At 61.4% G+C, this 24674-nt stretch carries 17 protein-coding genes, 2 tRNA genes and 3 rRNA genes; 14 read left to right on the top strand and 8 right to left on the bottom strand.

The annotated features are described in order from the left end of the window. Positions 1-168 precede the first annotated feature (168 nt). Positions 169-1098 carry a lipoyl synthase gene (gene lipA, locus BDK61_RS01025; protein ID WP_121302064.1) on the bottom strand — a complete coding sequence of 310 codons (930 nt, stop codon included), beginning with the start codon at positions 1096-1098 and terminating at the stop codon, positions 169-171. A 155-nt stretch (positions 1099-1253) separates the two neighbouring features. After that, positions 1254-2087 (bottom strand): class I SAM-dependent methyltransferase, encoded by an 834-nt coding sequence (locus BDK61_RS01020; RefSeq protein ID WP_121302063.1) that lies wholly within the window; start codon positions 2085-2087, stop codon positions 1254-1256. Positions 2088-2275: 188 nt separating this feature from the next. On the opposite strand from BDK61_RS01020, the gene BDK61_RS01015 reads away from it, so the two are divergent. Both BDK61_RS01015 and BDK61_RS01010 read left to right on the top strand, forming a co-directional pair. Then, positions 2276-4645 (top strand): DEAD/DEAH box helicase, encoded by a 2370-nt coding sequence (locus tag BDK61_RS01015; RefSeq protein ID WP_121303872.1) that lies wholly within the window; start codon positions 2276-2278, stop codon positions 4643-4645. 205 nt (positions 4646-4850) lie between these two features. Continuing rightward, positions 4851-5090, top strand: coding sequence for a hypothetical protein (locus BDK61_RS01010; protein ID WP_225307815.1), 240 nt, complete (start codon positions 4851-4853; stop codon positions 5088-5090). 183 nt (positions 5091-5273) lie between these two features. Here the strand turns inward: BDK61_RS01010 and BDK61_RS01005 are convergent, their stop codons facing one another. Next, positions 5274-5930 carry an HAD family hydrolase gene (locus tag BDK61_RS01005; protein WP_121302062.1) on the bottom strand — a complete coding sequence of 219 codons (657 nt, stop codon included), beginning with the start codon at positions 5928-5930 and terminating at the stop codon, positions 5274-5276. A gap of 118 nt (positions 5931-6048) precedes the next feature. Here BDK61_RS01005 and BDK61_RS01000 point away from each other — a divergent pair, with 118 nt between their 5' ends. The 5 genes from BDK61_RS01000 (at position 6049) to pheT (ending at position 13188) form a co-directional block, all read left to right on the top strand. Further along, a complete protein-coding gene (locus BDK61_RS01000) occupies positions 6049-6771 on the top strand; it encodes a PDDEXK family nuclease (protein ID WP_007187941.1) in 723 nt (240 codons plus the stop codon). 87 nt (positions 6772-6858) lie between these two features. Then, positions 6859-7866, top strand: a complete 1008-nt coding sequence (gene endA, locus BDK61_RS00995; RefSeq protein ID WP_121302061.1) for a tRNA-intron lyase — start codon at positions 6859-6861, stop codon at positions 7864-7866. A 130-nt stretch (positions 7867-7996) separates the two neighbouring features. After that, positions 7997-9646 carry a tryptophan--tRNA ligase gene (locus BDK61_RS00990; protein WP_121302060.1) on the top strand — a complete coding sequence of 550 codons (1650 nt, stop codon included), beginning with the start codon at positions 7997-7999 and terminating at the stop codon, positions 9644-9646. A 276-nt stretch (positions 9647-9922) separates the two neighbouring features. Continuing rightward, on the top strand, positions 9923-11434 hold the full coding sequence (gene pheS, locus BDK61_RS00985; protein ID WP_121302059.1) for a phenylalanine--tRNA ligase subunit alpha: 1512 nt from the start codon (positions 9923-9925) through the stop codon (positions 11432-11434). Beyond that, complete coding sequence (gene pheT, locus BDK61_RS00980; RefSeq protein WP_121302058.1) at positions 11434-13188, top strand: phenylalanine--tRNA ligase subunit beta; 1755 nt, start codon at positions 11434-11436, stop codon at positions 13186-13188. Before pheS ends, pheT begins: the two co-directional genes overlap by 1 nt. A gap of 33 nt (positions 13189-13221) precedes the next feature. Here pheT and BDK61_RS00975 read toward each other — a convergent pair whose 3' ends face one another. The 3 genes from BDK61_RS00975 to BDK61_RS00965 form a co-directional block, all read right to left on the bottom strand. Continuing rightward, positions 13222-13701, bottom strand: coding sequence for an RDD family protein (locus BDK61_RS00975; RefSeq protein WP_121302057.1), 480 nt, complete (start codon positions 13699-13701; stop codon positions 13222-13224). Between the two features lie 39 nt (positions 13702-13740). Continuing rightward, positions 13741-14793 (bottom strand): quinone-dependent dihydroorotate dehydrogenase, encoded by a 1053-nt coding sequence (locus BDK61_RS00970; RefSeq protein ID WP_121302056.1) that lies wholly within the window; start codon positions 14791-14793, stop codon positions 13741-13743. Positions 14794-14898: 105 nt separating this feature from the next. Beyond that, entirely contained in the window at positions 14899-15096 is a 198-nt protein-coding gene (locus tag BDK61_RS00965; RefSeq protein ID WP_004516407.1) for a hypothetical protein, read from the bottom strand. A 249-nt stretch (positions 15097-15345) separates the two neighbouring features. Here BDK61_RS00965 and BDK61_RS00960 point away from each other — a divergent pair, with 249 nt between their 5' ends. The 7 genes from BDK61_RS00960 (at position 15346) to BDK61_RS00930 (ending at position 21835) form a co-directional block, all read left to right on the top strand. Continuing rightward, complete coding sequence (locus BDK61_RS00960; protein WP_004960658.1) at positions 15346-15654, top strand: non-histone chromosomal MC1 family protein; 309 nt, start codon at positions 15346-15348, stop codon at positions 15652-15654. A gap of 658 nt (positions 15655-16312) precedes the next feature. Then, positions 16313-17784 (top strand): 16S ribosomal RNA (locus BDK61_RS00955). Between the two features lie 105 nt (positions 17785-17889). Then, positions 17890-17961, top strand: a tRNA-Ala gene (locus tag BDK61_RS00950). 201 nt (positions 17962-18162) lie between these two features. After that, positions 18163-21093, top strand: a 23S ribosomal RNA gene (locus BDK61_RS00945). Positions 21094-21229: 136 nt separating this feature from the next. Continuing rightward, positions 21230-21352: ribosomal RNA gene (gene rrf / locus BDK61_RS00940) — 5S ribosomal RNA — on the top strand. The 16S, 23S and 5S rRNA genes sit together here with 1 tRNA gene alongside, the layout of an rRNA operon. 103 nt (positions 21353-21455) lie before the next feature. Then, entirely contained in the window at positions 21456-21713 is a 258-nt protein-coding gene (locus BDK61_RS00935) for a DUF5789 family protein (protein ID WP_007189713.1), read from the top strand. A 46-nt stretch (positions 21714-21759) separates the two neighbouring features. Further along, positions 21760-21835, top strand: a tRNA-Cys gene (locus tag BDK61_RS00930). A 508-nt stretch (positions 21836-22343) separates the two neighbouring features. Here BDK61_RS00930 and BDK61_RS23790 read toward each other — a convergent pair. Together BDK61_RS23790 and BDK61_RS00920 are read right to left on the bottom strand one after the other, a co-directional pair. After that, entirely contained in the window at positions 22344-22622 is a 279-nt protein-coding gene (locus BDK61_RS23790) for an ERCC4 domain-containing protein (RefSeq protein ID WP_244209656.1), read from the bottom strand. A 69-nt stretch (positions 22623-22691) separates the two neighbouring features. Next, on the bottom strand, positions 22692-24662 hold the full coding sequence (locus tag BDK61_RS00920; RefSeq protein WP_121302055.1) for an SWIM zinc finger family protein: 1971 nt from the start codon (positions 24660-24662) through the stop codon (positions 22692-22694). Positions 24663-24674: the final 12 nt, after the last annotated feature.

Here is a 24674-nt window from a genome sequence, read left to right as displayed (position 1 = left end):
ACCGCCTCCGTCGAAGTGGCATACGACGACTGTTCACTCGCACTACGTTTAGAGCTTTCGCGGCGCTGAAAAATATCTCCGATGTAGGTATTACTGCTAATATGAGTGTTTTAGCGACTCTAAGGCTGTTTTAATTCTACCCAATTTATCAGCGATAACTCCGATGTATCAGTCGTTCGCACGCACTTCAGCCCGCGCCTCGTCGGCACTTTGCCCCTCGCGCAGGACGCTCTCGACAAACAGTTCGCCGGCACGATAGGACGACCGGACCATCGGTCCCGAGGCACAGTACAGGAAGTCGAACTCCGCTTCAGCGACCTGCTGCCAGGTGTCGAAGGCGTCCGGATGAACGTACTCTGAGACCTCCAGATGTGACCGGGAGGGCTGGAGGTACTGGCCGAACGTGACCACGTCGACGCCGGCCTGCCGGAGGTCCGACAGCGTCTGGTACACTTCGTGAGCGTACTCGCCGACGCCCAGCATCAGGCTGGTCTTGCTGTAGCAGTCGCTTTCGCGGTTGACCTGCCGAAGCACCGAGAGGGACTGCTCGTAGCCCGCCCGGCGGTCCCGGACCGGCCACTGGAGCCGGTCGACCGTCTCGATGTTGTGCGCGATGACGTCCGGGTCGGCGTCGATGATTTTCCGTACAAGGTCCGGCTCACCCTGAAAATCGGGGATGAGACACTCGACCAGAATCGACGGGTCACGCTCTTTGATGGCCCGGATCGTCTCGGCGAAGTGGCCCGCGCCCTGGTCGGGCAGGTCGTCGCGGTCGACGCTGGTCAGTACCACGTAGTCCAGCCCGATCTCCGCGACGGCGTCGGCCACCTGCTGTGGCTCGTCGGGGTCCAGCGGGTCCATCCCGCCCGTTTCCACGTCACAGAAGTTACAGCCCCGCGAACAGCGGTCGCCCATCAACATGAACGTCGCCGTTCCCGGTCCGTCGCGCCCGCTCCAGCACTCCCCGAGGTTGGGGCAGTTGGCTTCCTCACAGACCGTATTGAGGTTTCGGTCCCGGAGCGTCTGCTTGATATCGGTGAACCGCTCGCCCGACGGTGGCCGCATCTTCAGCCAGTCAGGCTTGCGCGAACGACTCATTACCGGCAGTTAGGTTGGGTCGGTCAAAAACGTGCGGGGGTCATGTCCTCTGTCACACCCCTTGTTGAAGGCCAGTCGGGCGGTCAGGCGGCTCAGCCGAACCGACCGCCACCTGCGCACTCAGGGACATCAACGCTACTGCCCGCGTGCCCACCTCAGGCACGGCAGACCGCAAGCATATGTGCGGACATATCCACGACAGTTCGGTCCGTCCGGAGTTCGTCTACGAGCGCCTGAACACCGGCCCGCTCGTGTGCCGACAGGTCGGCAGCGGTCTCTCGGAGCGATGGAGCGGCGAGTACTGACGCCAGCCCCTCCAGTCCGACCAGCGTCTCGACGGTCACTCCGCCCGCCTCTAACAGCGCCTCGAACTCATCGGCGCGGAAAAAATGGGTCTCGGTGAACGCCGCGTCGTGACCGAGCTGCGCCACGAACGAACGGTCGTAGTCGCCTGTTTCGGCGAGTTCGTCCGCGTGGACGAGGTGGTCCGACCTGCCGACCAGCGAGAGCACCAGCCAGTTGAGCCGCCCCATGACGGAGGCGAACACCGGACTCCCGGCTTTCGTCACCCGGTGAAGCTCCCGCACGGCGGCTGCCCGTTCGTCAGCGTCGAGTATATGCGAAAGCGGCCCACCCAGACACAGCGTCGCGTCGAATACGTCCCGGTCAAACCCGAGGTCGCGCACGTCGCCCGCCTCGACGGCCACCCGCTCTTCGTACCCGTGCTCGGCGATTTTCTCCTGTGCGATAGCTCGCTGGCCCTTGCTGGGGTCGACAAGCGTGACATCGTATCCCTGTTCGGCCAGCCAGACGGCGTACCGGCCAGCACCGCCGCCCACGTCGAGAACGTGTCCCGTGTCGGGGAGGTTCGCTTCGAGCTGTGCAACGGTCCCCGACCACTCCAACTGCCCGTGTAGCGTGGCTGTCAGGCGGTCCCACTCGCTCTCGTCGTTCTCGTCGTAATAGTCCTCGGGGTCACTGATAGGCACACCTGCGCACTATCAGCCAGCTGAGTTAATTTTTTGCCAGGTGTGCTGGACACTCACACCGATGAACTGCACAGCGAAGCCAGAGAATGCATCCGCTTTTCACACACGTTCGCTCCCCCATAGAAACGCCTTTGCCGTCGCGGAACCGCGACTGTGACGTGTCATCCAGAACCGACAGCGAGCCGACTGTGGCGGTCGCGGAGGTGCTCCCCGAGTTTGCCGATGCCTTCCCGTTCGAGGAGTTCAACCGGATGCAGTCGGCGGCCCTGCCGGCCCTGCTGAACCGCGACGACAACGTCGTCGTCAGCGCGCCGACGGCCAGCGGGAAGACCGCGCTGGCGGAACTGGCCATCTGCAAGACGCTCGCCGAGGACGGGACCGCGCTCTTTCTCGCACCGCTGCGCGCGCTCACCAACGAGAAGGAAAGCGAATGGGAGCGGTTCGAGGAGATGGGCTACTCCGTCTACGTCGTCACCGGTGAACGGGACCTGAACCCCCGCCGCGCCGAGCGGGCCGATATCCTCGTGATGACGCCGGAGAAGGCCGACTCGGCCACCCGGAAACACGAGACCAGCCGCTATTCGTTCATCACTGACGTGGACTGCTGTGTCATTGACGAGGTCCACCTGCTGGATTCGGACCGCCGGGGGGCGGTGCTCGAAGTCACCGTCTCGCGGCTCCGCCGGCTCTGTGACCCGCGCGTCGTGGCGTTGTCGGCGACGATGCCGAACATCGACGACGTGGCCGACTGGCTTGATGCTCCCGACGAGACGACCTTTGCTTTCGGCGAAAAGTACCGACCGGTCCCACTCAACGCCGACGTGAAGACCTACTCCCACGGCGAGAACGCCTTTGCCGACAAGTACCGTCGGCTGTACCGGGCACTTGACCTCGCCGAGCCACACATTCGCGAGGAGGGGCAAGCGCTCGTGTTCGTCTCCTCGCGCCAGGACACGGTGCAGGCCGCTAAGAAGGCTCGCGATGAGATTACCGAACGCGACATCCCCATGGGCGCACGCGGGGACTACGACTTTCACAACGACGCCGCCGACCTCTCGAACGATACGCTTCGCCAGTCCGTGCTCGACGGCGTAGGCTTTCACCACGCCGGCCTCGCGCGCGAGGACAAGAACAGGGTTGAGAAGTGGTTCAAGGAGGGGAAGATTCAGCTCCTCTTCTCGACCTCGACGCTTGCCTGGGGCGTGAACCTCCCCGCCCGCTGTGTCGTCATCCGCGACACCAAGCTCCACGACCCGCTCGAAGGCGAGGTCGACATGAGCCCGCTCGATGTGCTCCAGATGCTCGGTCGCGCGGGCCGGCCGGGCTATGACGACATGGGCTACGCCTGGGTTGTCTGTGACCGCTCGGACGCTGACAAGTACCGCCGCCTCCTCCGGGATGGCAAGGAAATCGAGTCCCGATTGGCGGCTGAACTCGACGCCCACCTGAACGCCGAAATCGCGCTGGGCACCATCGACGACGTGGACGACGTGATGGACTGGCTCGCCACGACATTTTACTACGCCCGCTCGCAGTCGGCCCCTGATGAGTACGACGCCGGCAGCGACCTCCGAAACCGAGTCAGCGACACGCTCTCGGCGCTCGTCGACGAGGGCTTTGTCGAGCAAGAGGGCCTCAACGTTGAGCCAACACGGCTCGGCCAGCTCGCCTCGAAGTTCTACCTCCGGCTCTCGACCGCACGCCGGTTCGCGGACGTCGCCGAACGCTGTCAAGACGCCGCCGACCCGGACTCCGCTGTCTCCGTGGATGCTGACGACCTGCTGACCGCGGTGGCCGGCGCAACCGAGTTCGACAGTGTCAGCGCCCGTTCCGACGAAGAGGACGCTGTCCACGCAGTTCTCGGGGACAGTGTCGACGACAGCCTCGACGCCGGCCAGCGAAAGGTGCTGGCCATCCTCCGCTCGGGTATGACCGGGACGACGCCGACAGAACTCAAAAGCGACGCGTGGGTCATCCGCCAAAACGCCCTGCGCCTGCTCGCGGCGATGCGGGAGTTCGTCGACACGCTCGGCCCGGCCCGCTACGCAAACCTCGCGTGTCGGGTCGAGGCCCGCGTCGAACACGGCATCAGCGCCGACGCTGTTGGGCTGACGGCCATCGATGGTGTTGCCAGCGGCCGCGCGGGCAAACTCGCCGCGGCGGGGCTCACGTCCCCCGCTGACGTGGTCGAAGCCGGCGAAGACGGCCTCGTCCGTGCCGGGCTCTCAGATGGTGTTGCCGAGCAAGTGCTTGCCAACGCGCGGGACCTCCCCGTCGTTTCCATCGACTGGGGCGATTTTCCCGAGACAATCGCGCCCGGCGACAACGATATGCGGGAGGTAACGGTCGAAAACACCGGCGGCAGCGCCCGCGCGGGCCTTCGGGTCACGGTTAACGGGCGTGAGATGACCGCCAAACCGTCGTATCTCGGCCAGGCCACGCTTCCGGTTGCTGTCTTCGGCGCGGATGCCGACGAACTTACCTTCACCGTCGAGGTCGCGTTCCCCGCGCTGCCGCTCCCGACAATTACCGAAACCCGGTCAGTGCTTGTCCGATAACCGCCGTTTCGGCTGTTGGGCTGAAACGCTCTCAGAACGCTCGATAAAATTTATAAACACTTTTCGAAGCGTTATATGCTTCTGTGAAACATCGCTGAAAGGTGCTGAAATCCGGTTAATATTCCGAAAAGAGCACGAATTCTCCCCAAGGGTCTGGCGTTTATATGGGGGTATGGGTTCTTACGAAGAACTGAGGAAGCCCACAATGTCCAGTGCATCGCCCTTCCGTTCCCCGATGGAAGCCGCCCCCAGTAGCGTCGCCCTCCGATCACTCACTCGTCCCCTGCAATTCATCGCGTTCTGGCTGGCTATCGTCACGCCGCTGGCATACCCGCCGCTGCTGCTGGGCGGACTGGACAGTCAGAGCTTCCTCATCTTCGTGGGTGTCGTTGCCCTCAACGTCTTCGGCCTCCTCGCGGGCCGCGGATACGGTGACCCCGCCTGACCTGGCCGGGTCTTCCTCCCCCTCCACGTGGCAGTTCCGGTACACAGTTTTGTGGTTCTTGAATCGCTGCACACCGTCCTAACACCAGCCCGGTCTTTGGTTCAGTTCTGCATCCGAGAGCCATTACCAACCATTTCTGAGTCTGTCCTCTCTCCACCGTCGCACAGACCCTATACCGGGTTGTTACACACCGCCTAACAGTACCTGTCGCAGCGATGCAGCGTCGTCCGCGGTCTCGTGCACCATCGAGAGGTCCGTCTTGTCGCCATCGCCGCGGAACCCGACAGTCGTCATCCCGGCGGCGACGGCGGCCCGTGCGCCCGCGGTAGAGTCTTCGACGGCCCAGCAGTCCTCCGGCGCGACGCCCAGCTCCGCCGCACCACGTTCGTAGATGTCCGGCTCCGGTTTGCCGGGGCCGTCGATGTCGCCGGCGCTGATAGCGACGTCGAACTTCGAGAGAAGGTCGAAGCGCTCGTCGGCCACGTCGATCCAGGCCCACGGTGCAGAGGTCGTCAGCGCCAGCGCCACGCCGGCGTCCCGCAGGTCGTCGAGCAGGTTGTGTGCCCCATCAAGAAAGGTCGCCTCGTCACCGTAAATCCGCTCGCCGTGCTCCTCGAACAGTCCCTCGAACACCTCACGACTGATTTCGAGGTCGTACTCGGCGCTCAGGTCCGGATACACCTCTCGGTAATTTCGACCGGTAATCGCGGACAGCGGGATGTCGTCGTTCGGCGCGGCCGTCGGAAGGATATCCTCGCGCTGGGCACGGACCCAGTGATCCTCGGACTGGACGAGCACGCCGTCCATATCGAAACAGACCGCAGCAGGCGGGACACTCATTGCCTCCCTGTCGCTTGGCGACGGCTTTGGCTGTTGCGACTCCGGCAGCGACGACCGCGCTACGAAGCTCCGTCCACCGACTGAGGGTTTAAATACTGGTATATGGGCAGGTCCGTCTATGCACGACGGAACCCGTGTGATAGCTGGCGAGTGTACGACTGTCTTCGAGGGACCGCGCGAGCGAGAGCAGCGCGGCGATGTCCTCGTCGTCGTTAAACCGGATAACACTGTTCTCGTTCACGACGCTGAGGGGTATCAGCCCGTTGCGTGGCTCACGCGCGCCGAAAGCGTCACCATCGACAGCGGAACGGTGACCGCCCGTGACGGTGACGAACTCCTCCGGGTTGTCACTCACGACGAACACGGCAGTGCCCGCTATCCGGCCTCGAACGCCGGCGTCCCGGTACGTGACTGCCCAGACTGCGCCGGGACCTTGGTTCGCGCTCGAAGCGAAGTCACCTGTACCGGCTGTGACGCCGCCTACGGGATTCCGAGCGATGCCGCGGTCACCGGCGGCCGTTGCGGAGACTGCGGACTCCCCACGCTTCGGGTGGAACGCGGGCGGGCGTTCGAACTGTGTCTCGACCGCGGCTGTGACTCACTGGACGACGCTGTCACTGCGGCCTTTGACCGCGAGTGGGACTGTCCCAACTGCGACGGTGACCTGTTGGTCCTCCGCCGCGGCGGCCTGCTCGCCGGCTGTGAGCACTACCCCGACTGTGACACTGGCTTCTCGATGCCGTCCGGCGTCGTCGTCGGTAACTGTGACTGTGGCCTGCCGCTGTTCGAAACCGCTGGCGGCACGCGCTGTTTGGACAGTTCTTGCGAAGAACAGGGGTGAGAGCTGGGTCTCCACACCCGCCCCATCCGGTTTCGCTGACGGCTCGGACCCGTAGGGGCTTTGTCGCCGCGGGAGCCACGTCAGGGCATGGAACTGACGCTTGAGGGCGATGTCGTGCGGGCCGGCTACGAGGCGCGCGAGCAGTTCTACGACTCGCGCGGATACGGCAAGGTCCGTAACGGCGACATCGACCTGGCTCCGGTGGAGGCCGCACACCTCCTCTACCGCGGGGATATCGAGAGCATCGACGGCATGGATTTCCGGGGATTCCTCGGGTCGGCGGCCGTCTCTGAGGTCGATTTCGCTGTCTACAAAGACCTGCGGGACCGCGGCTTCTATCTCACGCCGGCCCGCGAGGGATGGGTCGACGACGCTGCGGGCGCGGATTTCGTCGTCTATCCGCGCGGGAAGGGGCCGTGGGACAACGAGGTCGCCTACCGCGTCAGGATAATTGGCGAACGCGATACGGCTGTGGCCACTGATCTGGGCGGCTGCGTGCTGGCGGTCGTCGACGAGGAGAGCGAAGTGACGTACCTCGATACTGACCGACGCGAGGTCTCCGGGACCAGCGACGCCGCCGTCCCAGCGACGGCGGGTGAACTGCTCGGAGAGCGGGTGGTGTGCTGGGAACCGCCGGCGGAACTGTACGAACAGGCGTTCTACGGGCAGCAACTGGGTGACGACGGCGCGGTTCAGCTCTCGCTCGTAGAGGCTGCGTACCTCACACAGGAAGGGATGCTTACAGTCGAGGGTGGGGCTGACGCTGTCGTCGAGCGAGGCCGCGAGGTCGAGGGCGACCGCTTCGACCGCCGGCTGGCCGTCTATACGGCGCTGCGAGCGAGCGGCGTTGCGCCAAAGACCGGCTTCAAATTCGGCGCGGACTTCCGGACCTACGCCGACGTCGAAAGTGCCGAGAACCTTGGGCACTCAGAGCTACTGGTGCGAGTACTGCCGGCTGACCACCGCTTCGAACCGCGGGACCTCGCGTTGGACGTGCGGCTGGCCCACGGCGTCCGGAAGACGATGGTGTTTGCGCTCACGACAGACGGCGGCGACGAGATTGAATGGGTTGCCGTCGAGCGGCTAACGCCCTGAATCGGCCGAACATTGCAGCGCTAGACTCCCGCTCGTTTACTGGCTCGGACAGCGCACCGAAACGAACCCTTTTTGCGCCGACCGGAACCAAAGCACCTGTAACGTGGCTCACCGCGAGCCGACCACATCCATGACAACGGACGACTCCCACCACGACGACGCATCGCCCGACGAGGACCGCCGCCAGTCGGGCGGAACGTGGCGGGAGCCTGACGCCCGCTCCGGCGGCGAACCAGTGCTACCGGACGGCGGTACTGAGGCTGAAGGGGCCGACGAGGCGACGCTCGACCCGTGGGGCTCTTCGACTATTGCCGACTACCGCAAGCTGTTCGAACAGTTCGGTATCGAGGAGTTCGATGAGGTGCTCCCCGAAGTTCCCAACCCCCACTACCTGATGCGGCGCGGCGTCATCTTCGGCCACCGGGACTACCGACCGGTCGCCGACGCAATGCGTAACGACGACCCCTTCGCAGCGCTGTCGGGGTTCATGCCGACCGGCGACCCCCACATCGGCCACAAGCTCGTCTTCGACGAGATCATCTGGCATCAACAGCAGGGCGGGGACGCGTACGCACTCATCGCGGACCTCGAAGCCCACAGCGCCCGCGGGCTGTCGTGGGACGAAATCGACGAGCACGCGACGAACTACCTGCTGTCCCTGCTCGCGCTGGGATTCGACCCCGACGAGGGGACGCTGTACCGTCAGTCCGACAACCGCGAGGTACAGGACTTGGCGTTCGAACTCGGCGCAGAGGCAAACTTCTCGGAGTTGCAGGCCATCTACGACTTCGATGGCGAGACCGACATCTCCCACATGCAGTCGGTCGTCACGCAGATGGCCGATATCCTCTATCCGCAACTGGACGAGCCCAAGCCGACGGTCATCCCCGTCGGCCCGGACCAGGACCCGCACATGCGGCTGGCCCGAGACCTCGCCGCGCGGATGCGGTACTTCGGCGTGACGGAGGCGTTCGCCAGTTTCGAAGCCGACGGGGTTGAGCGGACACTGCTCCGCCAGGCCTACGACGCCCGCGAGGAGTACGCCGAGGACGCCGACCGACCACGGTGTGGCGAGGCTGCCGACTGGCTGCGCGACCATCAGCCAGCGCCCGCCGACGCCCGCGAGTCCGTCGTCGCGAAACTCGACGAGGCCGGAAAGGAACCGCTCCGACCGCGAATCCGGTTCCTTGACCGCAACGCCACCGACGCGGCCTTCGAGGCCCTCATCGAAGCCGTCGACGGGGAGAAACGGGTGTACGACGAGCACATCGACACGTTCGATCTGGACCACGCCGAGGCTGAGGAGCTGGCTCGCCAGGTCGAACTCGACAACGGCGGCTACGGCTTCCAGCCGCCGTCCTCGATCTACCACCGGTTCATGACCGGCCTCACCGGCGGCAAGATGTCCTCGTCGATTCCAGCCTCCCACATCTCGCTGCTGGACGACCCGGAGGACGGCTACGACAAGGTAAAATCGGCCACTACCGGCGGTCGCTCCACGGCCGAGGAACAGCGGAAGAAAGGCGGCAAAGCCGACGAGTGCCCGGTGTATGAACTGTACGCGTATCTGCTCTCGGGCGACGACGACGAGTTCGCCAAGGAGGTATACGACGAGTGCGTCGGCGGCGAACGCCTCTGTGGCGGCTGCAAAGAACAGGCCGCCGAGCTGATGGAGCAGTTCCTCGAAGAGCATCAGGAGAAACGCGCTGAGTGGGAAGACAGGCTCGAGGAACTCGACATCGACCTCGACTCCGACCGCGCGCCGACGAGCGCGGACTGAGTACTGGGCCGCCACCACTCGTTTCGTGTCGAGACGATCACACGCATAACGTTTATATCCGCCAGTCACAACCGCTCAGACATGGTATCCGAATCCCACTGCGCCGGCGTCGCTTGCCAGCTGTCCGCTCGTTCGGGGTTCGGCTTCTTTTTTGCTGCCTGACCGCGTGTGGACTCTGACGGCGTCGAGAGGCGTGGTCGGACGAAACCGCGAGCAGGAAGTGAGAACCGTTAACTGAGCGACCCGCGGTTATCCCCACAAGACCGAGACACCCGTATGAAACGACCACAGGCACAGGTGGCCGTCCTGCAGGCCGCCGACGCACAGGAAGACAGGCGTATCGACGACGTGGCTGCGGAGGCTGACCTCAAGCCGGAAGCGGCCACCAGAGCGGCGTTCGAACTCGAAGCCGACGGACTGCTTGCCGTCTCCGAGGAGACGCTGGAACACTACGAACTCACCGAGGAAGGCGACCAGTACGTCCGCGAGAGTCTGCCCGAACAGGACCTTTACGAGGCAGCTATCGACGCCGGCGCAGCTGATGGTCCGGTCCAGATGGGACAGGTCATCGGCGCGTCTGGCCTCGAAGGCGGCGCGGTCGACATCGCGCTCTCGAACTACGCCCGCAAGGCTTACGGTGAGATCGACAGCGGCGAAATCACGGCCAACCAAGACGCCGACCCCGGGTCCGACCCCGAGATGCTTGCACTGGAGGCGGTCGCCGACGGGCGCGTCGAAGACGCCGACGCGGACGCGCTCGACCAGCTGGAACGGCGCGGCCTCCTTGAGGTGCGTGAGGAGACCGTTCGGTCGGTCCGGCTCACCGACGACGGTGTCACCGCGCTGATGGAGGGCGTCGAAGCCGCCGAGACCGTCGACCAGCTCACCCCGGAACTGCTCACCAGCGGCGAGTGGGAAGACGTGGCGTTCACCGAGTACAACGTCGAGGCCGACGCCGAGGACGTGAGCCACGGCAAGGAGCACATCCTCCGCCAGACGGCCAACCGCGTGAAGGACACCCTCGTCGGCATGGGCTTCTCCGAGATGGAGGGCCCCCACGCCGACGCCCAGTTCTGGATCAACGACTGCCTGTTCATGCCACAGGACCACCCGGCGCGGACCCACTGGGACCAGTTCGCCCTGGAGGAGCCAGAGGAGATCGGTCACCTCCCACCGGACCTCGTCGAACGGGTCCGCTCGGCCCACAAGGAGGGTGTCGGCCCCGACGGCGAGGGGTACCACTCGCCGTGGACCGAGGACATCGCCCGCGGGATGGACCTACGGGGCCACACCACCTCGCTGTCGATGCGCTACCTCTCGGGCCATCAGGTCGGCGAACTTGACCCGCCCGAACGCTACTTCAGCGTCGAGAAGGTGTACCGCAACGACACGCTCGACCCGACCCACCTGCTCGAGTTCTTCCAGATCGAGGGCTGGGTGATGGCCGAGGACCTCTCCGTGCGGGACCTGATGGGGACGTTCACGGAGTTCTACGAGCAGTTCGGCATCACCGACCTGGAGTTCAAGCCCCACTACAACCCCTACACGGAGCCGAGCTTCGAACTGTTCGGCACCCACCCCGAGACCGGCGAGGTCGTCGAGGTCGGCAACTCCGGTATCTTCCGCAACGAGGTGCTCACGCCGCTCGGCGTCGACTGCGACGTGATGGCGTGGGGCCTCTCGCTCGAACGACTACTCATGCTCATGTACGGCTTCGAGGACATCCGCGACGTGCACGGGACGCTGTGTGATCTTGAACTGCTGCGGGAGACGGAGGTGATTCGCTGATGCCGGTCGTCGATGTCGACCCTGATGAACTGCGGTATCTGACCGGGCACGACGAAAAAGACGACGACGAACTCAAGTCGGACCTGTTCAATCTCGGGCTGGAATTCGAGGGCTGGACCGAGGACGACGAGTTCCAGCTGGAGTTCGCGCCGGACCGACTGGACCGCCTCTCCGTCGAGGGGGTCGCCCGGTCGCTGCGGTATCACTACGGCGACGACCGCGGGGTGGAGATTCCCAACACGAACAGCGCTGACTGGACAATTGAGGTCGAGGACCAGCCCGACGAGCGCCCGTATGTCACCGGTGCTATCGTCCGCGGTCTGGATATGGACGAGGCCGCGCTGGAGTCACTTATCCAGCTGCAGGAGAAGCTCCACGCGACGATGGGGCGCAAGCGGGCGAAAGGCGCGATCGGGGTCCACGACCTCACCATGCTGAAAGGCGACTCGGTCACGGACGAGACGGGGAAGTCTATCACCTACACCAGCGCCGACCCGGACGAGGCGACATTCGTTCCGCTGGACGCCGACGCAGAGATGACCCCCAGCGAGGTCATGGTGTCTCACGAAACCGGCCAGACCTACGGTGACCTCGTGGCCGACTTCGACCGCGTACCGGCCATCTACGACGCCATCGGTCTGTTCTCGTTCCCGCCGGTCATCAACGGCCGCCGGACCGAGGTCAGCGTCGACTCCCGGGACCTGTTCATCGAGATGACCGGGACCGACCAGTGGACCATCGACCACATGTGTAATATCGTCTGCTACGCGCTCGCCGCCCGCGGCGGCCAGGTCGAGAAGGTCGACGTGTCCTACGCTGAGGACGCGCCCGGGGAGTACGCCGGCAAGACGCTGGAACGACCGGACTTCTCGGTCCGGACGAAGACGGTCACGCACGACCGAATTGAGTCCATCCTCGGCGTCTCACTGGACAGCCGCGAGGTCATCGACTACGCCGAGCGCGCCGGCCTCGATGCGACCGAAACCGAAGCCGACGACGGTGTGGCATACGACGTTGAGGTCCCACCGTACCGCGTCGATGTCATCCACCCGCTGGACATCATCGACGACATCGGCCGGGCGCTCGGATTCAACAGCCTCGAACCGACTTACCCCGACGTGTCGACGGTCGGCGGTCGGCATGAACGGTCTCGGCTTGAGGACGCCGCCCGCGACGCGCTCGTCGGCTTGGGCTTCGAGGACCTGCTGAACTTCCACATGACAAACGAGGTCGAGAACTTCGAGCGGATGAACCTCTCAACGCCGGAGGCCGAAGACGGAAACGACGCAGACACTGTCGGTCTGGCTGACCCGGTCACCATTCAGGAGCCATACAGCGAGGACTACACCATCCTTCGGACGTGGGCGCTTCCCTCTATCATGATGGTGTTGGAGAACAACACCCACCGGAGCTACCCGCAGGACCTCGCCGAAATCGGGCTGGCCGCCGGTCTCGACGACTCGGAGAACACCGGCGTCGCCGAACACCGCACCGTTGCCGCCGCGCTCGCCCGCACGGACGCCTCATACGAGGACGCGAAGGCCCGCCTGCAGGCGCTCGCCGACGCCTTCGACAAGGACCTCGAAACGCCACCAACCACGCATCCGTCGTTCATCGGCGGCCGCGCCGCCGAGGTCGTCCTCGACGGGGAGTCGGTCGGTGTCATCGGCGAGATTCATCCGAAAGTGCTTGTCGAACACGATCTGGAGCTGCCGGTCGCAGCATTCGAGTTCCGGCTGGACGCGCTGGCGTAAGTCCGGCCGAGCCGGCGCAGCGCTCCCTCGGCTCTACCTGTCGCTCGGATACACGTACTCTACGTCGTTCGGCTTCTCGGCTTCCTCTTCGTCGGTTTCGATGACGATGGTCGATGAGAGCTTGTTGAACAGCCGCAGCCCCTCCTTCTCGTAGGCCAGCCAGCCGACGAGGATATCGAGGGGCAGCAGGAACGCCTTGCCGAAGCTCTCGATGGCCGCTGTCACGTAGTCGATGGCCTCGCCGCGTTCGTCCGTGACGGCGATACTCCTCACTATTTTGCCGACCGACTGCCCTTGCCGGCCTTCTAAGACCGTCCAGTACACGAAAAGGCCGAGCCCGTTCAGGCCGGTGAACGGAGTGGTACCCGAGAGGCCGCCGGCCAGGAGAGAGAACACGCCAGCGGCCTCGCCAAGTGCGGAGAGGACGGCACCGACGAGCAGGATGTCGAGGAGCCACGCGAGAAAGCGGTCGTCCCAGGACGCGATGTGCAGCGTACGGCGGGTGTCAGCCATGTCGGCGGTTCGCTGCAACTGTACTTCAAGACTCGCCAGCTACAGGTCTACACCGACGGCGTCCTCGACCGAGTCGAAGCCGTCTTCGGCGAGCAAGTCACGCAGTCCCGAATTGATTTCGCGGGCGATTGACGGACCGCGATAGACCAAGCCGGTGTACAACTGGACGAGTGAGGCCCCGGCGCGGATCTTCCGGTATGCGCCCTCCGCTGTCGAGACGCCACCGACGCCGACGACGGGCACGTCGACACGCTCGGCGACGAACCGTACCATCTCAGTCGCCTGATTTTCGATTGGCTTCCCCGAGAGGCCGCCCGTCTCGACCGCGTTCGGCGAGCGCAGACTGGCGGGCCGTTCCGTCGTCGTGTTGGTCGCGACGACGCCGTCTAGGTCGAGTTCAGTCACCAGATCAAGTGCATCCTCAACTGCCGGCTCGGGGAGGTCCGGCGAGAGCTTCACGAGCAGCGGGGCCGCGCCAGCGTCCTGTAGCTCACTGAGGATCGCTTCCATCGCGTCGCGGTTCTGCAACTCCTCGAACCCTTCGGAGTTGGGACAGGAGACGTTGACGACAAAGAAGTCCCCGCCTTCGGCGACGTGTTCGTACGTGGTCCGGTAGTCGTCTGGGGCCTCATCCGTTCCGACGTGTTCCGTCTTGGCGATGTTGACGCCGACCGGGAACGGGGCGTCGACGTTTTTCAACCGCTCGCCGATGACGATGGCCCCGTCGTTGTTCAGTCCCATCCGGTTGATGATGGCCTCGTCTGCTTTGAGCCGGAACATCCGCGGGCGGGCGTTCCCCGCCTGTGGCTCGGCCGTGACACCGCCGACCTCGGCGAAGCCGAAGCCGAGCGATGCCAGGGTTTCGGGGATTGTCGCGTTCTTGTCGAATCCAGCGGCGACGCCGACTGGATTGTCGAAAGTGTGGCCAAACGCCTCCACGGCGAGTCGCTCGTCAGCGACGGTGTAGCGGTCGGCCATCACGTCGGCGACACGTGTGCCGTCGACTGTCTCTAGCAGTCGGTGGACACTCTTATTGGCGGTTTCTGCTGGCAGCGAAAACAGGAATGGTTTCGCGATATCGTAGGGTCTCATTGTGTGGGTGGTCCGGTTGGTTCAAAGAACGGTGGTGACCGACCGAGATCGAGTGTCGGCCCAAACAGCCCCGCCCAGTGGCACTGTGTCACCGTCGATGGTGCCTCAAAAGTCGTGTTCGACCTCTTCCGGGTCTGCTTTCTGGATAATAATCTTGTTGTCACGGACGCGAACGAACACCTCATCGCCGATCTCCATCCCAGCGACGGCTAGCTCGTCTTCATGAATGTTGATATGTACGTTGTGGTACTCGCCGTCCTCATCTTTGGCGCCACTCGGGCTAAGCTTCTTCTTTCGCACCATCGCGCTATCCTACTCCGCACTTCACCGCAGGATACACTTAAGTCTACCGTGCCGCCGGTCGCTGGCTGGCGGTTTTGTGGACGCGCGTGACGATTTTAGTCCCGAATATCTGGCCTGAACTGGCCGGTCTGGGGGGTCGCAACAGCGCGTGATGGCCTCAGTATATAAAAGGACCCCCTGACGGAGGGCGGATTGGGGGGTATATTTATGTTCTGCCATGTGCTGAATTGGCATGGAGCGGTGAAATCCATGGCACCCGACAGTGACAAGCGCAACTTCGCACTGCGCGAAGACGGTGACGAATCGAGCGTCTTCTCGGGCGGAACACCTCGACAGGCTGCACTGAAGGCAGCACGTCGACTTGAGCCGGCCGACGGTGAAGAGCAGGCTGACCCTGAGGAGATACGACTACGGGAGAAGGGGACTCACAAGGTCCACATCTACGAGGCGTGGGCATGGGTCGAGGAGGCACCTGACGACAAACCCGACTGGATGCCCGGCGATATCACGAAAGGGAACGTCTCGAAGCAGGGCGTCGAACACCTAGACGAGATCTAGGTCGCATTCCCGACATTTTCGGTGGCCGTCTGTGTCGTCAACTAACTGCGCGCTCACGTGCGCGCGAGCGAGAACCGTCTATCATAGTCACTGCTGTTCCGTGACCCGTACTCTCCGTCTGTACACGTGTGGGATACTCACACCCGTGTAATCACGTCTCGCAGGCGACCTCCTTCGACGGCGTTAAGTGTGGCTCACCCATCAGAATGAAATGCGAACGCGGTCAGGGGCGATGCCCCCAAACGAACGCACTCGTTCCGACGCCCTTAAGTGTAACAGGGCGTTCAGAATGAACGCAAAGGTCGCTCGCGTCGTGTGGTTCGACGCAATACCAATCCGACGCCCTTAAGTGTAACAGGGTGCTCGGAATGAACGCGAACGACGTTCGGTCGGGGACATCGAACCCCTGCCGACACGGACCAGGCGGGACCGACTCGCCAACGAAACTCGAAGCCTTTATGGTGGCTTCGAGACAACAATCAGGTCCGAAGAAATGAGGATTCCACCCCTGCGGTCCGCCGTCAAGATGGGATCTGATGTTAGCCCTGATAGTTCGGTGACACTCGGTCGACGGGTGTCCTCGAACACCCTTCGATAGCGACCACACCCATTATATGGGTGTGATCCCGCCTAACCCCCCGGCATTGTGCCGGGATACATTCCGGTTGATCCTGCCGGAGGCCATTGCTATCGGAGTCCGATTTAGCCATGCTAGTCGCACGGGCTTAGACCCGTGGCATATAGCTCAGTAACACGTGGCCAAACTACCCTACAGACCGCGATAACCTCGGGAAACTGAGGCCAATAGCGGATATAACTCTCATGCTGGAGTGCAGAGAGTTAGAAATGTTCCGGCGCTGTAGGATGCGGCTGCGGCCGATTAGGTAGATGGTGGGGTAACGGCCCACCATGCCGATAATCGGTACGGGTTGTGAGAGCAAGAACCCGGAGACGGTATCTGAGACAAGATACCGGGCCCTACGGGGCGCAGCAGGCGCGAAACCTTTACACTGCACGACAGTGCGATAGGGGGACTCCGAGTGCGAGGGCATATAGCCCTCGCTTTTCTGTACCGTAAGGTGGTACAGGAACAAGGACTGGGCAAGACCGGTGCCAGCCGCCGCGGTAATACCGGCAGTCCGAGTGATGGCCGATATTATTGGGCCTAAAGCGTCCGTAGCCGGCCGGACAAGTCCGTTGGGAAATCGACGCGCTCAACGCGTCGGCGTCCAGCGGAAACTGTCAGGCTTGGGGCCGGAAGACCTGAGGGGTACGTCCGGGGTAGGAGTGAAATCCTGTAATCCTGGACGGACCACCAATGGGGAAACCACCTCAGGAAGACGGACCCGACGGTGAGGGACGAAAGCTAGGGTCTCGAACCGGATTAGATACCCGGGTAGTCCTAGCTGTAAACGATGCTCGCTAGGTGTGCCGTAGGCTACGAGCCTGCGCTGCGCCCTAGGGAAGCCGAGAAGCGAGCCGCCTGGGAAGTACGTCTGCAAGGATGAAACTTAAAGGAATTGGCGGGGGAGCACCACAACCGGAGGAGCCTGCGGTTTAATTGGACTCAACGCCGGACATCTCACCGGTCCCGACAGTAGTAATGACAGTCAGGTTGACGACTTTACTCGACGCTACTGAGAGGAGGTGCATGGCCGCCGTCAGCTCGTACCGTGAGGCGTCCTGTTAAGTCAGGCAACGAGCGAGACCCGCACTTCTAGTTGCCAGCAATACCCTTGAGGTAGTTGGGTACACTAGGAGGACTGCCGCTGCTAAAGCGGAGGAAGGAACGGGCAACGGTAGGTCAGTATGCCCCGAATGGACCGGGCAACACGCGGGCTACAATGGCTATGACAGTGGGATGCAACGCCGAGAGGCGAAGCTAATCTCCAAACGTAGTCGTAGTTCGGATTGCGGGCTGAAACCCGCCCGCATGAAGCTGGATTCGGTAGTAATCGCGTGTCAGAAGCGCGCGGTGAATACGTCCCTGCTCCTTGCACACACCGCCCGTCAAAGCACCCGAGTGGGGTCCGGATGAGGCCGTCATGCGACGGTCGAATCTGGGCTCCGCAAGGGGGCTTAAGTCGTAACAAGGTAGCCGTAGAGGAATCTGTGGCTGGATCACCTCCTACTGACCGGGATTGGGGCTCTGCCCCAACCCACCTTTCGGTGTTCGAGAACTCCGCCGACCGGGCACCTATGAACTATCAGGGCTGACAACCGTGCGGATCTGCCGGGCCCATAGCTCAGCGGGAGAGCGCCGCCTTTGCAAGGCGGAGGCCCTGGGTTCAAATCCCAGTGGGTCCATACGACGTGCCTGCCCCGAACCGTGCCCCTTAAGTGTGGGACGGCGATGGAATATGGTACGACGACAGATGCACCAGGCCGGGTAAAACCGAGCCTGGGAAGGGTCGATTCGCCCACCATCTCCACCTTGGGGGCGAGTATGAAACCGTGTGTACGTGCGATCCAGGCGTCCACTGGACTCGTTCAGTTGAACGAGTCACAACGACGTTGGCTACTATGCCAGCTGGTGGATTGCTCGGCTCAGGCGCTGATGAAGGACGTGCCAAGCTGCGATAAGCCATGGGGAGCCGCACGGAGGCGAAGAACCATGGATTTCCGAATGAGAATCTCTCTAACAATTGCTTCGCGCAATGAGGAACCCCGAGAACTGAAACATCTCAGTATCGGGAGGAACAGAAAACGCAATGTGATGTCGTCAGTAACCGCGAGTGAACGCGATACAGCCCAAACCGAAGCCCTCACGGGCAATGTGGTGTCAGGGCTACCTCTCATCGTCCGACCATCTCGACGAAGTCTCTTGGAACAGAGCGTGATACAGGGTGACAACCCCGTACTCGAGACCAGTACGACGTGCGGTAGTGCCAGAGTAGCGGGGGTTGGATATCCCTCGCGAATAACGCAGGCATCGACTGCGAAGGCTAAACACAACCTGAGACCGATAGTGAACAAGTAGTGTGAACGAACGCTGCAAAGTACCCTCAGAAGGGAGGCGAAATAGAGCATGAAATCAGTTGGCGATCGAGCGACAGGGCATACAAGGTCCCATGACGAATGACCAAGACGCGAGTCTCCAGTAAGACTCACGGGAAGCCGATGTTCTGTCGTACGTTTTGAAAAACGAGCCAGGGAGTGTGTCTGTATGGCAAGTCTAACCCGAGTATCGGGGGAGGCACAGGGAAACCGACATGGCCGCAGGGCTTTGCCCGAGGGCCGCCGTCTTCAAGGGCGGGGAGCCATATGGACACGACCCGAATCCGGACGATCTACGCATGGACAAGATGAAGCGTGCCGAAAGGCACGTGGAAGTCTGTTAGAGTTGGTGTCCTACAATACCCTCTCGTGATCTATGTGTAGGGGTGAAAGGCCCATCGAGTCCGGCAACAGCTGGTTCCAATCGAAACATGTCGAAGCATGACCTCCGCCGAGGTAGTCTGTGGGGTAGAGCGACCGATTGGTGTGTCCGCCTCCGAGAGGAGTCGGCACACCTGTCAAACTCCAAACCTACAGACGCTGTTTGACGCGGGGATTCCGGTGCGCGGGGTAAGCCTGTGTACCAGGAGGGGAACAACCCAGAGATAGGTTAAGGTCCCCAAGTGTGGATTAAGTGTAATCCTCTGAAGGTGGTCTCGAGCCCTAGACAGCCGGGAGGTGAGCTTAGAAGCAGCTACCCTCTAAGAAAAGCGTAACAGCTTACCGGCCGAGGTTTGAGGCGCCCAAAATGATCGGGACTCAAATCCACCACCGAGACCTGTCCGTACCACTCATACTGGTAATCGAGTAGATTGGCGCTCTAATTGGGTGGAAGCGGGGGCGAGAGCTCCTGTGGACCGATTAGTGACGAAAATCCTGGCCATAGTAGCAGCGATAGTCGGGTGAGAACCCCGACGGCCTAATGGATAAGGGTTCCTCAGCACTGCTGATCAGCTGAGGGTTAGCCGGTCCTAAGTCATACCGCAACTCGACTATGACGAAATGGGAAACGGGTTAATATTCCCGTGCCACTATGCAGTGAAAGTTGACGCCCTGGGGTCGATCACGCCGGGCATTCGCCCGGTCGAACCGTCCAACTCCGTGGAAGCCGTAATGGCAGGAAGCGGACGAACGGCGGTATAGGGAAACGTGATTCAACCTGGGGCCCATGAAAAGACGAGCATAGTGTCCGTACCGAGAACCGACACAGGTGTCCATGGCGGCGAAAGCCAAGGCCTGTCGGGAGCAACCAACGTTAGGGAATTCGGCAAGTTAGTCCCGTACCTTCGGAAGAAGGGATGCCTGCTCCGGAACGGAGCAGGTCGCAGTGACTCGGAAGCTCGGACTGTCTAGTAACAACATAGGTGACCGCAAATCCGCAAGGACTCGTACGGTCACTGAATCCTGCCCAGTGCAGGTATCTGAACACCTCGTACAAGAGGACGAAGGACCTGTCAACGGCGGGGGTAACTATGACCCTCTTAAGGTAGCGTAGTACCTTGCCGCATCAGTAGCGGCTTGCATGAATGGATTAACCAGAGCTTCACTGTCCCAACGTTGGGCCCGGTGAACTGTACATTCCAGTGCGGAGTCTGGAGACACCCAGGGGGAAGCGAAGACCCTATGGAGCTTTACTGCAGGCTGTCGCTGAGACGTGGTCGCCGATGTGCAGCATAGGTAGGAGACATTACACAGGTACCTGCGCTAGCAGGCCACCGAGTCAACAGTGAAATACTACCCGTCGGTGACTGCGACTCTCACTCCGGGAGGAGGACACCGATAGCCGGGCAGTTTGACTGGGGCGGTACGCGCTCGAAAAGATATCGAGCGCGCCCTATGGTCATCTCAGCCGGGACAGAGACCCGGCGAAGAGTGCAAGAGCAAAAGATGACTTGACAGTGTTCTTCCCAACGAGGAACGCTGACGCGAAAGCGTGGTCTAGCGAACCAATTAGCCTGCTTGATGCGGGCAATTGATGACAGAAAAGCTACCCTAGGGATAACAGAGTCGTCACTCGCAAGAGCACATATCGACCGAGTGGCTTGCTACCTCGATGTCGGTTCCCTCCATCCTGCCCGTGCAGAAGCGGGCAAGGGTGAGGTTGTTCGCCTATTAAAGGAGGTCGTGAGCTGGGTTTAGACCGTCGTGAGACAGGTCGGCTGCTATCTACTGGGTGTGTTATGGTGTCTGACAAGAACGACCGTATAGTACGAGAGGAACTACGGTTGGTGGCCACTGGTGTACCGGTTGTTCGAGAGAGCACGTGCCGGGTAGCCACGCCACACGGGGTAAGAGCTGAACGCATCTAAGCTCGAAACCCACTTGGAAAAGAGACACCGCTGAGGTCCCGCGTATAAGACGCGGTCGATAGACTTGGGGTGTGCGCGTCGAGGTAACGAGACGTTAAGCCCACGAGCACTAACAGACCAAAGCCATCATTCATACGCACTGTGACTCATTCACCGACGATTTAACTCGTCGCTGAACGAGTCCAGGCGCAAACTGGATCGCACGTAATCACACGGTGGAAGAGTTAATCGAGACTGGTACTATCGCGGTTCGATTCCGTGACTCGACGTTAGGCGGCCACAGCGGTGGGGTTGCCTCCCGTACCCATCCCGAACACGGAAGATAAGCCCACCAGCGTTCCGGGGAGTACTGGAGTGCGCGAGCCTCTGGGAAACGCGGTTCGCCGCCACCACTCATACCTTTCATAGCCCACTCAGGAGAGGCATCTCTCCCGAGTGGGCTTTCTGTATTTATAAGCAGTGCGTAACTACGTAACTGAGTCGAGAAACAATGGCATGACTCGCGAAGTCAAACTGAACGAACTCACGGCGCTTCTTGAAACGGCAACGTACCCGCTGTCGGTCGCGACTGCTCGGGAGGAGTTCGACGATGTACGGCTCGTGTACGCAGACGGTACTGAACCGTTAGCTGCGGTGCTGGATCGGATCGATGACGAGCAGTTCGAGTCTCCCGACGAGGCGCAATCGTCAATCTACAATACTATCCCGGTCGAAGGGGTTGGCGAGCCGGGCCAGTCAGAGGGCGAGGGCTGATCGAATTCGCTACGCTTAAACGACCGAGTTGACTACCACTATCTGCGCCAAGGTGGCAGAGTCTGGCCTAACGCAGCGGCCTGCAGAGCCGCCCATCGCCGGTTCAAATCCGGCCCTTGGCTCTAGCACGTTACCCTAAAGCCTAAGACGACTATGTCTTGGTGCATATCCGCTCTAATTTCAATATCTCAGAAAACGGATAGTGAAATCGCACCGTAGACTGATCAGTTTTGAATCGGAATAACGGAATCGACCACAATACCCGTGACCACGTTCACCCGGGTCCGGATGCGCCAACACTCGGCGACGATACATCACATCCGGTGGAATGGCGTGACGTGCTGTCGATGGTTCTCGGCGAGATCGACAACGGGCTTTCTGGACCGAGTGAATATCGCGTCAGATTCACTCTCGTCGCCGTATGAGACTGTGGTGGACAAGAAGGAGAAACGCACATCGTTCGGCTTGCTGTCGGGACTCGATAAAACGGAACGCCACGTTGTAGTAGCGGGTCCACGCCGAGAGAGTGCCTACGATCTGGTTCGGATGGATATCCCGCCACGCCATGCAGCCGCGATTGCGAAGGAGGGTTTGCCAAGTGGTCTCTACGACGACCGCAATGGGCCGTGGCTACTCGGCGGCCCGCCGCAGTTCGGACGTAAATCGATCGCGTTCCCAAGTGAGCGAAGTGAGGAAATCGTGGCCGGACTTGCGTTCGACTGCAAACCGTGGGTGGTAGGTATCCGATTCCGGGTCGTGAGTACAGTCAGCCGGGATGGCGTAGTCCCCGGTCGAGAGCGTCACGTCGCGCGTCTCGACCGCACACCCGTCGAACGTCCACGGGTGCTGTTCGCGCGTGTCTCGCAGTACTACGCTGGGAATTGAACTCTCGTGATGCGTCTCATCCATCTCTCGCGCATCTGGTTCCGGTATCGGAAATAAACCCTCGTAGCGCGGCGATCAGATGCAAGAGGCAGATCAAAACCCAGCTTTCTCCAGCTCGTCCAAGAACGCCGGGCGGTTCGAGTGCTTGTCTTTCAGGAAATCGACGAACTCCTCGAATCGCGCTTCAGGGACCAATCCTTGCATCTCTTCTAGGTGGTCGGCGATGTCTCGATAGTGGCGTCGCCCCGTGTCGTTGGCGGCAAACGGGACGAGCAGTTCGCGGTAGAGCTCGAAGTATTCGACCGGATCAACGGTTGCGACCGAGTCCCGGTACTTACGAACCAATGAGAGGTCTTCGCTGTCTTTCAGTTCGTCAAACACCTTTTCCAAGTCGTCGTCGTGGACGTACAGCGTGACGAGGCTCTTCCGGTCGTCTCGTTCGAAGTGCCGTTCAAACTCCTTGTATATCGACTGCCACTCTTGATCGTTACAGGCCGTTTTCAAATTGTCGTACGCTCCCCACTCCGTGTGGTCGAGAAACAGGCGTTTCAGTGTCTTCCGGTACGCCTCTGGGTCACGTTCTTTGTAGAGGTCAGCCACGAGCCAGCGAAGGTCACGGGGCGACCGAAAGGTGTGGATGCCGTCTTCGAGCACCTCGATTGCGCGGGCTTGCTCACCATCTTCGATTAACCGCTGGGCGTGTTGTTTGCAGAAGCGGGTGTGTTCGAGGTATATATCATCATAGAGGTTCGTCAGTGCGTCTTCTCTGTCGAGTTGCTCAAGCAGGTAGATGTATGCCGAGAGGACACGCCGTGTGTGAAGTGATGCGGATATCCCCGTTTCGGCGGCACCCGAGTCAGCCGGTTCGACATCGACAGTGTGTTGTTCGACGGTTGTCGGTTCGTCAATACGCAGTTCCTCGAAGGCATCACCGACGAAGTAGTCGAACTCGAGTGTGCCAACTTCCAAGTGTTCGATATCGAGTGCGCCACCGGTGAAATCGTCCGTGGTGAGCGGCCCATCGGTGAAATCAGAGGCACAGAGTACATTGTCCGTTCGCTCAGAGTGATTCGTTGGGTCATCGCTGCTTATGTGTTCGCTCAAGTCGTTACCACTGGTCTCGGTTTCGGGCGAGTCTCCAGCGGCTACTACATCATGGCTAATACCTGAAATCCGCTCATCGAGTAATTGTAGCCAGTATTCGAGGTCCGCATCCGCTGTACAGAGTGTTCGCAGCGCGTCATCGTAGGAGTCGCTTGCAAAGCCGTGGTCTGCCCCGAGAAAGGCATCACAGAGATACTCGATATGTGGTCGCTTTCGTTCGTGGCTGAGGTCGTGTTCCGCGACTGTCTCTGCATACGACTCAATGGCACGTTCTACCTCACGGCCGTAGTACCCGGTGCTGCCGTCAATTCGGTTCATATTCTCGCGTATCGCTTCGGCAATCGCTCGATAGATGTCGGTTGCCGTATCAACATGACCGCGTTCTCGGTGTGTTTCGGCGAGATCGACGTATTGCGAGAAGTCGATATGCGTATCGTGTTCGACCATCCCTCGCTGACTGACAGCGTCATCGAACAGTTGGTTGAGCTCCTCCTTGTAGTCGTAGACGGTCTTGCCAGTGTCTTCGCCGACGAATGCGACAAAGCGGTCACGGAGCTCACGGTCGTCCGACAGGATATCAAGAAAAAATTCCCGGAGTTCGTCGGCAGTCGTCTGTTCGACCAATGATTCGATATCAACTGTCGCCGGGAGTTGCCCATCTGATTCGGGAGCAGTTTCGCTTACCGTGTCGGTATCTCGGTCATCAACCGCCAGTAGGACTGCGGCGATATGCTTGCAATCACCAGCGTAATCGTACGGGCAACTGCAGTGGGTTCTGATGGTATCGTCCACGATGTCGATGGCGACATCATAATAGTTGGAGCCACGAACGGTTGCTCGGATCTCTCCGCCGTCAATCTCTATTTCTTGGACCCTATCTTGGCGGTAGTAGTTGTGACCCCGCTCGAAGGACTGCTCGGTACAGAGCGACCGAATCGCTTCGCGGGTCGGGTACTCCATGTGTTGCATGCG

The organism is Haloarcula quadrata (genome assembly GCF_003634715.1).
GTDB classification, from domain to species: domain Archaea; phylum Halobacteriota; class Halobacteria; order Halobacteriales; family Haloarculaceae; genus Haloarcula; species Haloarcula marismortui.
Note: the sequence above shows the minus strand (reverse complement) of the source record. Positions and strands in the feature narration are given on the sequence as shown.

Coding starts and splice junctions, on each gene's coding strand:
- pheS (WP_121302059.1), top strand. CDS start 9,923: ATGAAACGACCACAGGCACAGGTGGCCGTCCTGCAGGCCGCCGACGCA.
- BDK61_RS23790 (WP_244209656.1), bottom strand. CDS start 22,622: ATGGATGAGACGCATCACGAGAGTTCAATTCCCAGCGTAGTACTGCGA.
- BDK61_RS01005 (WP_121302062.1), bottom strand. CDS start 5,930: ATGAGTGTCCCGCCTGCTGCGGTCTGTTTCGATATGGACGGCGTGCTC.
- BDK61_RS00960 (WP_004960658.1), top strand. CDS start 15,346: ATGGCACCCGACAGTGACAAGCGCAACTTCGCACTGCGCGAAGACGGT.
- BDK61_RS01010 (WP_225307815.1), top strand. CDS start 4,851: ATGTCCAGTGCATCGCCCTTCCGTTCCCCGATGGAAGCCGCCCCCAGT.
- BDK61_RS00920 (WP_121302055.1), bottom strand. CDS start 24,662: ATGGAGTACCCGACCCGCGAAGCGATTCGGTCGCTCTGTACCGAGCAG.
- pheT (WP_121302058.1), top strand. CDS start 11,434: ATGCCGGTCGTCGATGTCGACCCTGATGAACTGCGGTATCTGACCGGG.
- endA (WP_121302061.1), top strand. CDS start 6,859: ATGGAACTGACGCTTGAGGGCGATGTCGTGCGGGCCGGCTACGAGGCG.
- BDK61_RS00970 (WP_121302056.1), bottom strand. CDS start 14,793: ATGAGACCCTACGATATCGCGAAACCATTCCTGTTTTCGCTGCCAGCA.
- BDK61_RS01000 (WP_007187941.1), top strand. CDS start 6,049: ATGCACGACGGAACCCGTGTGATAGCTGGCGAGTGTACGACTGTCTTC.
- lipA (WP_121302064.1), bottom strand. CDS start 1,098: ATGAGTCGTTCGCGCAAGCCTGACTGGCTGAAGATGCGGCCACCGTCG.
- BDK61_RS00990 (WP_121302060.1), top strand. CDS start 7,997: ATGACAACGGACGACTCCCACCACGACGACGCATCGCCCGACGAGGAC.
- BDK61_RS00935 (WP_007189713.1), top strand. CDS start 21,456: ATGACTCGCGAAGTCAAACTGAACGAACTCACGGCGCTTCTTGAAACG.
- BDK61_RS00965 (WP_004516407.1), bottom strand. CDS start 15,096: ATGGTGCGAAAGAAGAAGCTTAGCCCGAGTGGCGCCAAAGATGAGGAC.
- BDK61_RS00975 (WP_121302057.1), bottom strand. CDS start 13,701: ATGGCTGACACCCGCCGTACGCTGCACATCGCGTCCTGGGACGACCGC.